The organism is Mucilaginibacter defluvii (genome assembly GCF_039543225.1).
Taxonomy (GTDB): domain Bacteria; phylum Bacteroidota; class Bacteroidia; order Sphingobacteriales; family Sphingobacteriaceae; genus Mucilaginibacter; species Mucilaginibacter defluvii.
The window spans coordinates 1,288,743-1,301,718 of sequence record NZ_BAABJI010000001.1; the positions used below are offsets into that span (position 1 = coordinate 1,288,743).

Consider the following 12,976-nt stretch of genomic DNA (forward strand, 5'->3'; position numbering starts at 1 on the left):
TGCATGATCGAAAAGCGCTTACAAAGCGCCCTCGATCAATAAACCATAAAAATCACTTAACTGCATGCCCATAGCGCGCACCTGTTGCGGTATCAGGCTGTTGGCGCTTTGGCCGGGTGTGGTATTCACTTCGATAAAATAGAAATCGCCGGTGCCTTCCTGTATAATAAAATCAATACGCACCATGCCGCGGCAGTTAAGGCGGCTATAAACATCCTTTACAATGCTGGCAACCAATTGGTTCTGCTCACTGGTCAGGTCGGCAGGAGTAACTTCGTTAGTGACTCCTGGGGTATATTTGGCTTCGTAATCAAAAAAATCTTTTGAGCTGATGATCTCTGTAGCGGGCAGCACGGTTACTTTTCCGTTTAGGCGGGCAATACCGATGCTGAACTCACGGCCCTGTATAAACTCCTCGATCAGGATCTGGTCGTCCTCATGAAAAGCTTTCTCCAATGCGGCAGGTAACGCGGCTGCGTTATATACCTTACTCATGCCCACGCTGCTACCGCCATTATTTGGTTTGATAAACAGCGGGAACTTTAACGTGGCGGCAATAGTAGCTACGTCATGCACATCGTTTTTAAATAGTTTGATAGACTTAGCCGTGTGCAAACCGTGTATGCCTTGCACCAAAGCCTTGGTGTAGGCTTTGTTCATTGATATTGCCGATGTAGTGGCATCGCAAGTATTATAAGGTACGCCCAGCATGTCCAGGTAGCCTTGCATTTTGCCGTCCTCGCCCGGCGTACCATGTATGGTAATAAAAGCAAAATCAAACTTTATCTTTTTGCCGTCAAGAGTAATGCTGAAATCATTTTTATCCACATCAACACTGCCGGTAGCCGTTTCATGCAGCCAGCGGTTTCTGTCAACCAAAATAGTATACACCTTATACTTTTCAGGATCGAGGTTAGCCGCTATGTTTTTTGCGCTGTTAATTGAAACTTCGTATTCGCCGGTATAACCGCCGGCCAAAAGTGCTACGTTTTTTGCTGACATAGGGTCAAATATAGTTTTTTAGCTGATACCAATACAGGTGATAAACTTACAAAAATACATACCAAAAACGGGTACAAACTCAGGCTTTGATAAATCAGTAAGTTACGTTGCTAATAGTTGGCTTACTTCGTTAATTAAAATATTTCACCTATGTTTGATAGCTAAAACGGCTATCCTGCTAACAACATGAGTAAATTTGGTGCATATATAAAATCAGCTTCTTTTGGTAAAACACTGCTATTTGCAGCAGGCACGGTACTGGCTGTGGTGTTGATAGCCTTTTTTAGCTTAAGTTACTATACACGGCATGGTTCGGGCATACCGGTGCCTAAGTTAAAGGGCATGAATATCGACCGGGCTATCCAGCTTTTAAATGAACAGGGCTTTGAGTACAAAATTGATTCGGCTTACATAGCTGATCAGCCGCCGGGCACCGTTATTGAACAGGACCCTGACCCGGAAACCAATGTTAAAGAGGGTAGGGTGATCTATCTTACTATAGTTACCACGCAGGCACCAATGGTTTCGTTACCTGATATGGAGCAGAATAATTACCGAGAGGCATTAGCCACCTTAGCTAACTACGGTTTAAAACTGGGCGATACCAGTTACCGCTCAGACATAGCCCGCGACCGCGTGCTTGAGGTACGTTTTGGTGGTAAAGTGATTGGCCCGGGCACAAAGCTGCCAAAAGGGTCGTCGGTTGACCTGGTGTTGGGCGACGGACAAGGTGCCAGTGAGGTGGATATCCCTGACCTGCTGAACCAGGATTTGGATGCCGCCCGTTTTGCTATAAAAGGAGCGGGGCTTACCCTGGGTACGGTTACCTACGAGGGTACTATAACCGATTCATCAAACGTTATCATCGTAGCGCAGTCACCTATGCCCACTGATTCGGCATCTAAAACCAGTATAGGCACGCGTATCAATGTAACGGTATCACAAGGTAACGCAACGCCACTACCATCTGATGAGCAAAACTAATATCAGCGCCATTGAATTGCTGGAGTTTATTAAAAGTGGAAAACAGCCGGTATTGATTGATGTGCGCGAAAAGATAGAGTTTCATACCTATAACATCGGTGGCATCAATATGCCTTTGGCCCGTCTTGCTGATTATATTAAGGACGCAGAATACAACAAAAACGATGAGATAGTTGTTGTGTGCAAAGCCGGGCTCCGTAGTCGTACAGCGCAGGTATTATTGCAGCAGCAGGGCTACACAAACGTGTTGAACTTAACAGGCGGATTGATCGCCATTCAAAAAATTAATAATTCGTTATAAAAAATGGATCAGCAGCAAAAACCGGCTTCGGGCGGGTTTAAGAAGTTTATCATCGCATTTATATTGTTGGTTATAGTTGGCCTGGGTGCTACAGGTATATTTTATTACCTGCGCTTTTTTGGCCCCAACGTTACCGATAACGAAGAGTATCTGTACATCAAAACGGGTTCAACGTTTAACGATGTATATAACACCATTAAGGAGCAGCATATTGTTAAGGATACTTTCGCATTCGCCGCAACGGCGCAAAGCATGGAATATCCGGCCAAGGTAAAACCAGGTAAATATCGTTTGAAGGGCGGCATGGGTAACCGCGCGTTTATCAATATGCTGAAAGCCGGAAACCAGGAACCGGTAAAGCTTACCATACGCGGGTTACGCTTAAAAACACAGTTCGCCGCTTTTGTATCAAAGCAACTCGAACCCGACTCACTATCCATAATCAGTTTATTAGACTCTGTCAAATACGTTGAGAAGTTCGGCCTGACTACTGATAACGTTTACGTAATGTTCCTGCCAAATACCTATGAGTTTTACTGGAATACATCAGCTGATAAATTCATGGATAAGATGTATGCCTATTACAATGAATTTTGGACACCCGAGCGCAAGGCTAAAGCCCAGGCGCTTAATTTGACTCCCGCGCAGGTATCTATATTGGCATCAATAGTAGATTGGGAAGCCCTGCACGATGATGAAATGCCGACTATAGCTGGTTTATACCTCAACAGGTTACGTACGGGTAAAAAATTACAGGCTGATCCTACGGTGATATTTGCCACCGGAGACTTTACAATTAAGCGTGTGCTTAACCGCCACTTGGTTACCAATTCTCCTTATAACACTTATCTGCACGAGGGATTGCCTCCGGGACCGGTTATGATGCCGTCGGTAAACGCAATCAAGGCAGTTCTTGACCCGCAAAAGACCGATTATATTTTTATGTGCGCAAAAGAAGATTTTTCGGGCTATCATAACTTCGCTATTACTGAGGCGGAGCATTTGAAGAACGCGCGCCGTTTTCAGCAGGCACTTAACGAAAGGAACATCAAAAGATAATGTTTGAGCACTCCACCAAGATACGGGTACGTTACGGCGAAACCGACCAAATGGGCTATGTTTACTATGGTAACTATGCTGAATTTTATGAGGTTGGCCGTGTAGATATGCTGCGCTCGCTGGGCATGACCTACCGTAAAATGGAAGAGACCGGCATTATGATGCCCGTGCTGGAGATGAAGTGTAAGTATCTCAAACCCGCGTTGTACGATGAGGAAATTACTATCCGTGTAATTATGGATAAACTGCCGGGTGTTAAGATACATTTCAGGTATGAACTGTTTAATGAAAAGCAGGAACTCATCAACATTGGCGAAACGCTGCTGGCCTTCATCAATATGAAAACAAACCGCCCTTGCCTGGCCCCAGCTGAATTTATTGAAAAGACCAAGCCATTTTTTGAGTAGCTTTGAGTAAATGGAGTGGCTGCATAACTTTCTTTTTAGGTTTGCATTTTACCGCAGGTTTATTGAATGGACAAAAACGCTCATTATACCCGGCTTTCGTCCGCTGCCGCTTTATACCGTAGTTGTTTTCTTCATTCTGGAAATCAAGCAGGGATCATTGGGTAACCGGGCATCGTCTCTGGCTTACAGCTTTATGCTGGCTATTTTTCCGGCGTTGATCTTCCTTGTATCTGTTATTCCGTTCATCCCTGTGATAATCCCTTACATCCCCGAATACAAGTTTCAGCGGGAGTTATTACAGTTGTTTAAACTGATCTTACCTGACGACGCTTACCAGGCTTTTAAACTCACGCTTGTTGACCTGGTAAAGAACCGTAACGGTAAACTTTTGTCTTTCGGTTTTGTGTCTGCCCTGTACTTTGCTACCAATGGCATCAGCAACCTGATGCGGGCGTTTAATAAATCATCACTACAGCTTGAAACTCGTACATGGTTGAAGCGCCGCTGGACGGCTTTGTTACTAACACTGGTACTGAGCTTTGCGATGTTTTTTGCTATAATACTCATGATTGCCGGGCAGTCAGTGATTAGCTTTTTGCAGGAGCATATTTACAAAACAAGTAACTTTTGGTCATACGTAATCGCGTTTTCGCGGTGGATAATCATCGTAGTCATATTCTTTGTAACGCTAAGCGTGTTGTACCGGTATGGGCCTGCGCATAAGCAACGCTGGAAGTTTATTAACCCCGGCTCGGTGCTGGCAACCTTTTTAGGATTGCTCATATCAATAGGTTTCGCCTATTACATCAATAACTTTTCTGCTTACAATAAAGTGTACGGATCCATCGGTACATTAATTGTTGTGATGATCTGGATGTACCTCAATTCGCTTGTTGTATTGATCGGGTTTGAATTAAATGCCAGCGTCGACCTCTCGAAACGTAATATCAAGATCGCGAAACCCCTTTTTAATACCTTTAAAGCCACAATAAACAAGCCAAACGAAAATTAATCTGCTTGTCTATCAAAGTGTTGTTTCAAAAAGCAGATTTTTTAAGAAAAATTTAACATTGAAATTTGGCAATTCGAGCCGGTTTTGTACTTTTGCCCCCGGAGAGATGGCAGAGTGGTCGATTGCGGCGGTCTTGAAAACCGTTGACTGTTAAAGGTCCGGGGGTTCGAATCCCTCTCTCTCCGCTTAGAGGGATAATGTCAACATTATCCCTCTTTTTTTCGTAAATTAGAAATCCTTTTTGCTTCATTATCAGGCTTTTACGTGCAAAAATATCAAGCATTGTAGGTGTTCGATAGATTCCGTTTTCATAGTACAAGTTGCTGTCGAACACCTGTTTTACGAATTCACGTTTATCTAAGGTATCAGCCTGATTGTAGACGTAAGCCATATCAGTTAATGCATCTAAATGCCGCTTTAGCAGTTCAAATGCTCTCTCTGCACCCTTATTGACCCGTTCAAGCATGCCTTTGATCTTGATGATATTATCTGAGTACGTTGTATACCAACGTTCATAGGTATCTTTGGCGATATCTCCTCTGATCCACTTTTCTTCTACTGTAAATAACAGTTCCTCTTCTTTAGCCAGTTCCTTTTGCTTTTGAGACATCATGGTCTTGTTTTCGGATAAGGCACCATCTATCCTTTTCTCGGATGCCAGACGTATGTCTTTAACCTCCGTTTGATCCAGGCTCATCAGTTTACAGGCACCCAGGAACTGGTCATGGGCTTTTATCGCACTGATATTGTTATGCTTGGAATGCTTGCATTTATAGTAATAGAAGTATTTGCCTGACTTGCCACGTGATGGCGCACCGGTTAGCGGAGTTCCGCAATGGCATTTCAATAACCCTCGTAGCGGAATCTCGTCATCCAGAGAAACCCTGATCTTCTCCGGCTTTTTCATTTTAGCCTGTACGAGATGCCAAGTGGTTTTATCCACGATCGCCTCATGTTTAGAAGGAAATAGACCGGCGGGATGTTCTTTGAACGCTTTTGTGTACAACAGGCCACCATAGGCCGGATTGGCCAGTACACGCTCGACCGCCATATTTCCGCCACGGTCAAAACCCATTTCATAAGCTTGTTCCTTGATCTTATATAAAGGCACATCACGGATGTAGGCATCATAAATATAACGTACGACCTTTGCTTCGCTTTCTTCGATCACTATTGTGCGATTTTTATTTTCACCAACCTTTCGGTAACCAAATGGTGCATTCTTATAGACAAACCTACCTTCTTTGGCTTTAGCAGTATATAAACCGCCACGTACTTTAATGCTTCGGTTGATATTATCTTCTTCCGCCAATAACAATTGAAGACCTGTCCGGAAGTAACTGCCCGGTGTATCATAGTCGAACGTGATGCCCTCGGTCACACTGACGATCTGAATGTTGTATAAGCGTTGTAAATTCTTGACCAAACTCATCGCTTCACCTGCATCCCGGCTAAAACGGTCCAACTGATCGACCAGCAGATAATCTACCTGCCGATGGTATTTGGTAATGAACGCCTGTAATTTGATAAAATCCGGGCGATCGAAAGTACGGGCGCTCTTGCCCCGGTCAATAAAGGTATCGACCAGTTGGACGCGATTGTGCTGTATCCATTGGTCGGTATATAGTTCCTGGCGCTCTATAGAGCCGTTACTTTGTCCCAGGTTACTAAAGCGGAGGTATCTGATCGCACGTTTCATAATACTCTTTTAAAGTTACTTTGACTATTATTTCTACTATTAAATTTAGCATTTTCTTTTCTTTTTCACGTTCAAATTCAGCTAAATTTTCATTTATTTTCTCGTCTACCTGATCTTTCTTCCTGCTCACATTTTCCATCTCTACTTAAAAAAAGGTCCATAAAAAAAGGGCGAACATCACTGTCGCCCATCTGATCATTTTCGCTTAAGAGCGCAATCGCACCGTACTGGGCTTATTGCGCTTGAATGACGGCTCATACAGTATATAGCCGAAGTCGGCCAGGTCCCTTAAGCAACGGTGATAGGTCGTACCGGATACTTTGGCCAATGGCATGATCTCATGCGCGTAAGCGCTGATCGCTTCGGGGCACCCCAGTTGCTGCCAGTAGCCTACAAGGACAGCGAACAGGCCAATATGGCTGAGTCCGATGCGCGGATCTTTTCTGATCGCATCGAAAAATAGCGCTATTGGCCTGCCCGCATCCATCGCTTAAATACGCGCGCCCTGTCTGCGGCGGTTACCTTGTGACTGTTCCTGATTAGGTGCCTGATCTTGTTTTACCGCGTTGTTCTGAGATTGGTTCTCTTTATTGCCCTGCTGCTGATCATTAGCTTGCCCATTGTTCTGGGCTTTCTGCTCTGCCGCCCTCGCGATCGCCTGGCGTTGAACTTCCTGCGGAGAAAGATCATTTTGCTGGCTCTGCTCGAACGCCTGACGGTTCACTTTCTTAACATCCAGCTTCTGCCCGTTCTCATCAAAGAAATCCAAACGCATCATGGCTGCATTGGCCACCAGGTTTGCCTTTGTTTCCTGCCCATCTTTTACCAGCGTCACTTCGACTTTGTTGCCTTTTTCCAGCTGTTTCGCTAACCGGTCCTGCAGGTACTTCTCCCCGATACCGGCGATAGGGTACCGCTCTAACTCCTTTCCATGATCATTCCATTTGATCACTTTGGAGTTAAAGTTCCCGTTGTGATCCGCATTCTTAAAGTCGAGCGCGCGCCAGGACTGGTAAGTTTCGCCACCTGGTGACGGCACCATTTTACGGCCGGTCGAACTCTCTGATTCTACCATCACCGGTTGCGGGCGCAGCACCGCGCGGCCATCCAGCATATTATAGCGCTCCTGTAACGTGTAGTTATGTTTCTGGCCCACAAAGAAACTTTGGGTCAGATCTTCCCGGCCCTCTTTTTTCAATGTCGCATCGAAGCGATTGAAAAACGTCAGATCCTTTTGCGCATCGTCCCCCTTGGAAAAATGCAACGTGGAGTGTACCTCGTCCTTACCGAACTTACGCACGTGCGGCAAAGTGAACTCTGTCAGGTTCTGATCCATCTTAGTATGGAGTTCTTTAGCAATCTCTGTCCCAAAGCCTAAGTTGAATAACTGGTCTTTGTTATAATCAAAACTTTTCTGATTCATGGTATTTGATTTTTTAATGGTTAATACTTCTTTGGTAAAATAGCTGGCATGGGTTGAGGCCGACAGGAGCTTAGGATCGGTTTGTTTCAACTGGTCATCATATAGCCTGATCGCACCACGGTCAGCATCGAACTTTGCGTAGAGCGTTTGTTCAATAGTAAGCGGACGACCCAGTTGACCAGGTGTTGATAATCGAACATTACCATTCTTATCGCAATGGAGTGTGAGCAACGTAATACCGCAGTATTCTTCCGGATAGCCCTCCATATCCAACTTCAAAATACGTCCGCGATATTCACCGGCGAGGATAAGGTCAGCCGACCTCTTATTAGCTGATAGTTCTTTACCCTCACTGAGCAAAAAGCTTTTTCCCTCTTCCTGACTCTCGAAATATTTTAAGACGCTCACTTCGTGGCCTATTTCATAGATCTGATGCCCGGGATGGGTATGCTCGATCACCAGGAAACGCGTTACCTCTTTCTCCGGCTCAATAACTTGCTGCCACTGCACCGGGAAAAATATTTCTTGTTGCAGGTAAGATCCCAAATCGTTCATTTGCCACCCGGGTTGCAGGCTAATGCTAAGTTCATTGAATTGCTTCCTGACCTCGTGTAGATCGGGAGCCTGTAGCGATGACTGCTGTTCAAGGCTTGCAGCAAGATTAGGCACCGGAAGAAAAACATGATCGGCATCGATGAAATTTTGCTCCCCATAGTCAAATACATTATTTGCTGCCGTACAGAACGCCTCAGCCTCCCCGGCGGACGCATAACCATGAAATGCAGGGTCGTCCTTACCTCTGTCAAAAGCCACCCAGTTCCAATTTTGATCGGCAGCTTTTTGCAGAAATTCGGCAACCTGATCGCGATGCTTTAATTCCATAGCCTGATCTTTTAACGCACCGCTTTGATCAGGTCGTTATCCCGCAACAGCAACGTGTGCCCATTCTTGAGTTTTCCTTTTACCCGCTTGACCTTCTTGGAGAAAAGCCCCTTTGCCGTATTAATACCCGCAGTGGCCAGTTGGGCGCTCATCGATGGGTCAAAACTCATGATGTCCATACTCTGTACACCATTGACTGCGCCATTGCGAAGCGCGTCACCCGTTACCGCTTCCGGCACACTGATCCCCTCCAGTCCATCCGTGCGGTCAAAGACCGTCAGGTCGACCGGGATGATCTGCAAGCCCATGTGGATGAGTTTAATGTGGATCTTCACCCGCTGGTTGGTCAGGTCGCCGCTGCCATAGATCAGGTGCCCCTTTGGGAAGAATTCACCGTTCAGGCGAACCGAATCCAGCAGTCGCATGCGGATCACCGTGCCTTGCACGATCTTTTGATTGCCATCAATAACAGCGGGGATCGCCATAAAACGTTCTGTAGCGACAGGCGGTGTACCTGTTTCCGTAGCAGGTTTACCACGGTTGGGGTTCTGCAGCTCCAGCAGTTTCTCCAGCATCCCGTTCAATTGTTTCATCTCGGGATCTTCGGCCAATGTGCTGGCTGGTACCGGGTACGGTTGGGTAACCACCTGCTCCGTTCTAATAGGTGCAGCCTTGACCGGCGGTTTATTGATCTCGGTCTGCAAAGCTGCCAGCTTCTGGGTGATCTGGGCAGCTTTCGTGTTCGGGTCATCATCTGAACCAGATGTGGCTGCGAGCGTGGTCTGCGGGTTAGCGGAAAAAACACCGGCGCTGTCCAGGCTGCGTTTGAAAAAGGGATCGGTCCGGCGCAATTGTTCCTGTTTGTTGGAATCGGCACGGGCTTTCTCGTAGAAACCTAATTTGTCATTCGCCGTGTCGGCAGTCAGCATGCTGCCCGGCAGTTTCATTGACAGACCGCCTTGGGCGGCTGCTTTGGACTGTTCGCCCTTCCCGCCACCGAATACCCAGAAAAGTAAGGCCAGGAACGGAAAGACGATCAGTGGCATGATCAGCAGGAATTTGCGCTTGCGCAGCTCCTGCGGGTTGTTCTTTGTTTTCATTGGTTCTAATGATTGTTAATGTTGAGTAGTTTATTTTCTATTGTTTTCCAATTACGGATCAGCAGCCCCAGTATATTGTTATCGCTGTGCTGCGCTTCATAGAGTTCGCCGGTGGTGACCAGGCTCTGACTGACCTGGCTGGTCGCACGGGTGATGGTCAGCCGCGCAAAGCACTTGAACCGGTAGGGTTCGTTCTTGGTGTCCACCTGCACGCTATCGACCACAATGCGCTGCCGGATATTACCAGCAATGACGTTGGCATAATAACCGCTGACCGAAAGGCTATCGTAGATATTCCGGGCGGATTCATCTGCCATGTCCAGCGCACGGGTGAGGTTACGTCGGTTGGCCTTTTCATCGGGGTCGAGCGTGAAGAACAGTTCGTGAAAGGCACGTACATGGCCTTTGGCCGAGACCGGCAGGTAGGCATTTTTATCAGCGGCGTTCGCTGCCCAGGATGTATTGCCCGCAAGGATGTAGATCCGTTTCTGCAATTGATCCTGCCCGACCCGTTGCTGCCAGGCCATGAAGCCGATAGCGGCAAAGGCGCAGATCACGATCACAATGGTGAAAAGCCGTACATGCTGGAAAGCCGTTTCGATATTTTTGAGTTTCTTGAACATAACTATGACGTTTTAGGCGGACCGCCTTTCAGCTTATCCGTCTGGTAAGTATTGGTCGTTTGGGTTTGGCTGCCCTGCTGCGTGGAGTTTCGCTGCGTATTATTGCTGGAAAAGACATTCTGCATGATCGTACCACTGGCATAAGACATGGCCATGGAAGCCATTGCTGAGGTTTTGTTGAACAGCGCGTGGCCACCCACATTCATGATGTAGTTGGCGATGCTGGGTACGGTGAAGTACCCCAGGATACCAATGAGCAGGAAGATCAGATAGGCGGTCGAGGTATTGCCGAACTCATTGCCGCCAAGGTCGCCGCTCTGGATGGCGGTCAGCATATTCAGCTGGATCTTAGCGATGATCGCCCCGAAGATGTTGGCGACCGGCAGCCACATAAATACGTTGACATACCGTGCGAGCCACTGCTTGAGCGTATGCTGGAAGCCATCGAAGATACTCAGACCGAAACAGAGTGGCCCAAGGATCGCCAGCACGATCAGTTTGAACGTGCGGATCGTATCCAGGCATAAGGCCGCTGCCTGGAAGAGTACATTCAGGCATTCATAGATGAACTTGCGCGCCCAGTTCTTGATGCTCCAGCCGGAAAAGGCGTTAGAGATCGGGTTACCGGTATTCTTTTCCGCAACGGCATCCGGGTGGCTGTATTCGTACCATTTGTCTGGCTCTGAGTTCATTTCCTGCGGCAAAGCCGCTTCGGCAGCCTGATTATCATTTTCCAGTAAGCGTTCTATGGCGGCATTGGAATTGGCAACCATACCCTGCGTGGCGGTGACGACCGGCTCTAATATCCCATTCATCAACCTGAGTACCAATGGAAAAAAGGCGATGCAAAAACCAATGGCGAATGGGCGCAACAGCGGATAGACATCGATGGGTTCGGCAGCTGCCTGGTGTTTCCAGATGCGTGCACCGATATAGAACAGGGCAGCGAAACCGCCGATGGCGCGGGCCACGCCGATCATCCCGCTGCATAAGGGCAGCATCTGGTCGTAGAGTTGCCGCAACATACCCTGCAAACCGTGCAGGTCATCGGCAATGCCTTCCGCATGCGCCAGCGCGGGTGTCAGCAGGAAACAACCTGCCAATGCGATAAATAAGACGATCTTTTTCATGACTAAGGATTGATGCCGTAAAGGCTTTGAACAATTTGTTTTTCACCGAGTGCGACGGCACGCTGTTGCGCCAGCCGACCGGCATCACTGTTGAACTTACGCAGGTAGCTCAGCTGTGTCCGGCTGTCCAGAAAAATGCGGTCAATGGCGGTCAGACGTTCGGCATCGCTCATACGCATCTGGCTATTGGTCATGATCATGGCCAGGTCGCTGATGTTCTTCAGGCTGGCATCGGCAAGATGATCATAGACCGCCATCATGTAGGACAGCTCTTCCGGGTTAAAATGACCACTGCGGTTGAACTCGCCGGAGGCCTTCCGGTATTCACTGACAAGCGCGGCCTGGTCACTGATGATGTCGCTGACCCGCGGGTATTTCCGGACGGCGGGACTGACGAGGTACAGTCCGTCCAGGAAAACCTCGTGCAGGTTAAAATTGCCCTGCGCCACGCCTTTGACGGCATTGTAACCTTTGTTCAATACCTGGTAACCGGTGTACATTTGGTTCAGGATATTCTTCAGGCTGGCCAGCTTCTGGTAATTCAGCGTCAGCTGGGTAATGCAATCGGCGATGGACTGCGCTTTGGTAGTTTGCGGCAGCAGGCCGCTAAACCCTGCGATCAGCAGCACGCTGCACAGGATCTTTTTCATCGTTCTCACTATTCCTCCCTTCTTGATTTGTTAATTATTGAATACCGTAGAGTTCCTTCATTTTGGCCTTGTCCTTTTTATAGGCTTGGCGTTGTAAAGCCAGTTTGCGGCATTTGGCGGTGAAATGACCGGCAAATGCATATTTATCTTTGACGCGCTCGTAGATCTTATCCAGCCGCGACAGGCGTTCGGCATCGGTGAGTTGCAGCTTACCGGGTGTCAGTACCTGCACCAATTCGTCGATGTCCAGTTTGGCCTTGTCCAGCAACGAGCCGCTTACTTTGTCGAAGTAGCGCCGTTCGCTGGCGGTTAACATTTGGCTTTTTTCCTGCCATTGTTTTTCGTTCGCGAACAGCGAACAAGCTTGCCGGTACAGGCTATCGATGGCGCGGCCTTTGGGGTCTCTCTTCACGGCGGGCGATACCTGTTCCAGCGAGGTCAGGTAGGCATCATGCAGGCTGAACGTGCCGTTCTTCAGGTCATTAGCGGTATTGAGGCCTTTTTCCGCGATGTTGTACCCTTTGCGGATCGCGCCGAGATAGACCTGGTAGGCGGCGATCTGTTCGGCCATCAGTTTGCGTTTTTTGGATTGCTGATTAAAGAGATCGCTAAAGAACTGCGCTTTGACCGGCATGGATTGCAGAAGCAGCAGCAGGCAGCTTGCGATCAGGCTTAATGACTTGAAGGGTCTTTTGGTATTCATG

14 protein-coding genes, 1 tRNA gene and 1 pseudogene are annotated in these 12,976 nt (G+C 47.6%); 6 read left to right on the forward strand and 10 right to left on the reverse strand.

Features of this window, described 5'->3' with window-relative positions; translation table 11 throughout:
• Positions 1–18 precede the first annotated feature (18 nt).
• Complete coding sequence (locus tag ABD960_RS05760) at positions 19–1,002, reverse strand: D-alanine--D-alanine ligase (RefSeq protein ID WP_345329972.1); 984 nt, start codon at positions 1,000–1,002, stop codon at positions 19–21.
• Positions 1,003–1,188: 186 nt separating this feature from the next.
• On the opposite strand from ABD960_RS05760, the gene ABD960_RS05765 reads away from it, so the two are divergent.
• From ABD960_RS05765 to ABD960_RS05790, 6 genes are all read left to right on the forward strand, one after another.
• Entirely contained in the window at positions 1,189–1,986 is a 798-nt protein-coding gene (locus tag ABD960_RS05765; protein ID WP_345329973.1) for a PASTA domain-containing protein, read from the forward strand.
• Entirely contained in the window at positions 1,973–2,287 is a 315-nt protein-coding gene (locus ABD960_RS05770) for a rhodanese-like domain-containing protein (RefSeq protein ID WP_345329974.1), read from the forward strand. The genes ABD960_RS05765 and ABD960_RS05770 overlap by 14 nt, the downstream gene beginning before the upstream one ends.
• A 3-nt stretch (positions 2,288–2,290) precedes the next feature.
• Positions 2,291–3,346 (forward strand): endolytic transglycosylase MltG, encoded by a 1,056-nt coding sequence (gene mltG / locus ABD960_RS05775; RefSeq protein ID WP_345329975.1) that lies wholly within the window; start codon positions 2,291–2,293, stop codon positions 3,344–3,346.
• The gene (locus ABD960_RS05780; protein WP_232176105.1) at positions 3,346–3,753 is read left to right on the forward strand and encodes an acyl-CoA thioesterase; all 408 of its coding nucleotides are present in this window, start codon (positions 3,346–3,348) and stop codon (positions 3,751–3,753) included. The genes mltG and ABD960_RS05780 overlap by 1 nt, the downstream gene beginning before the upstream one ends.
• 10 nt (positions 3,754–3,763) lie before the next feature.
• Positions 3,764–4,765 (forward strand): YihY/virulence factor BrkB family protein, encoded by a 1,002-nt coding sequence (locus tag ABD960_RS05785; RefSeq protein ID WP_345329976.1) that lies wholly within the window; start codon positions 3,764–3,766, stop codon positions 4,763–4,765.
• A 100-nt stretch (positions 4,766–4,865) separates the two neighbouring features.
• Positions 4,866–4,950 (forward strand) — tRNA-Ser (locus tag ABD960_RS05790).
• Between the two features lie 575 nt (positions 4,951–5,525).
• Here ABD960_RS05790 and ABD960_RS20965 read toward each other — a convergent pair.
• From ABD960_RS20965 to ABD960_RS05830, 9 genes and pseudogenes are all read right to left on the reverse strand, one after another.
• Positions 5,526–6,464: pseudogene (locus tag ABD960_RS20965) on the reverse strand (recombinase family protein); the annotation flags it as partial.
• Positions 6,433–6,603 (reverse strand): hypothetical protein, encoded by a 171-nt coding sequence (locus ABD960_RS05795; protein WP_345329977.1) that lies wholly within the window; start codon positions 6,601–6,603, stop codon positions 6,433–6,435. The pseudogene ABD960_RS20965 and the gene ABD960_RS05795, both read right to left, overlap by 32 nt.
• A gap of 66 nt (positions 6,604–6,669) precedes the next feature.
• Positions 6,670–6,951 carry a hypothetical protein gene (locus ABD960_RS05800; protein ID WP_345329978.1) on the reverse strand — a complete coding sequence of 94 codons (282 nt, stop codon included), beginning with the start codon at positions 6,949–6,951 and terminating at the stop codon, positions 6,670–6,672.
• A 3-nt stretch (positions 6,952–6,954) separates the two neighbouring features.
• Positions 6,955–8,769, reverse strand: coding sequence for a hypothetical protein (locus ABD960_RS05805; protein ID WP_345329979.1), 1,815 nt, complete (start codon positions 8,767–8,769; stop codon positions 6,955–6,957).
• An 11-nt stretch (positions 8,770–8,780) separates the two neighbouring features.
• Complete coding sequence (gene traM / locus ABD960_RS05810; RefSeq protein WP_345329980.1) at positions 8,781–9,869, reverse strand: conjugative transposon protein TraM; 1,089 nt, start codon at positions 9,867–9,869, stop codon at positions 8,781–8,783.
• Positions 9,870–9,874: 5 nt separating this feature from the next.
• Complete coding sequence (gene traK / locus ABD960_RS05815) at positions 9,875–10,492, reverse strand: conjugative transposon protein TraK (RefSeq protein ID WP_345329981.1); 618 nt, start codon at positions 10,490–10,492, stop codon at positions 9,875–9,877.
• Positions 10,493–10,494: 2 nt separating this feature from the next.
• Positions 10,495–11,622, reverse strand: a complete 1,128-nt coding sequence (gene traJ / locus ABD960_RS05820) for a conjugative transposon protein TraJ (protein ID WP_345329982.1) — start codon at positions 11,620–11,622, stop codon at positions 10,495–10,497.
• A 2-nt stretch (positions 11,623–11,624) separates the two neighbouring features.
• On the reverse strand, positions 11,625–12,272 hold the full coding sequence (locus tag ABD960_RS05825; protein ID WP_345329983.1) for a TerB family tellurite resistance protein: 648 nt from the start codon (positions 12,270–12,272) through the stop codon (positions 11,625–11,627).
• A 34-nt stretch (positions 12,273–12,306) separates the two neighbouring features.
• A complete protein-coding gene (locus tag ABD960_RS05830) occupies positions 12,307–12,975 on the reverse strand; it encodes a hypothetical protein (protein WP_345329984.1) in 669 nt (222 codons plus the stop codon).
• Position 12,976: the final 1 nt, after the last annotated feature.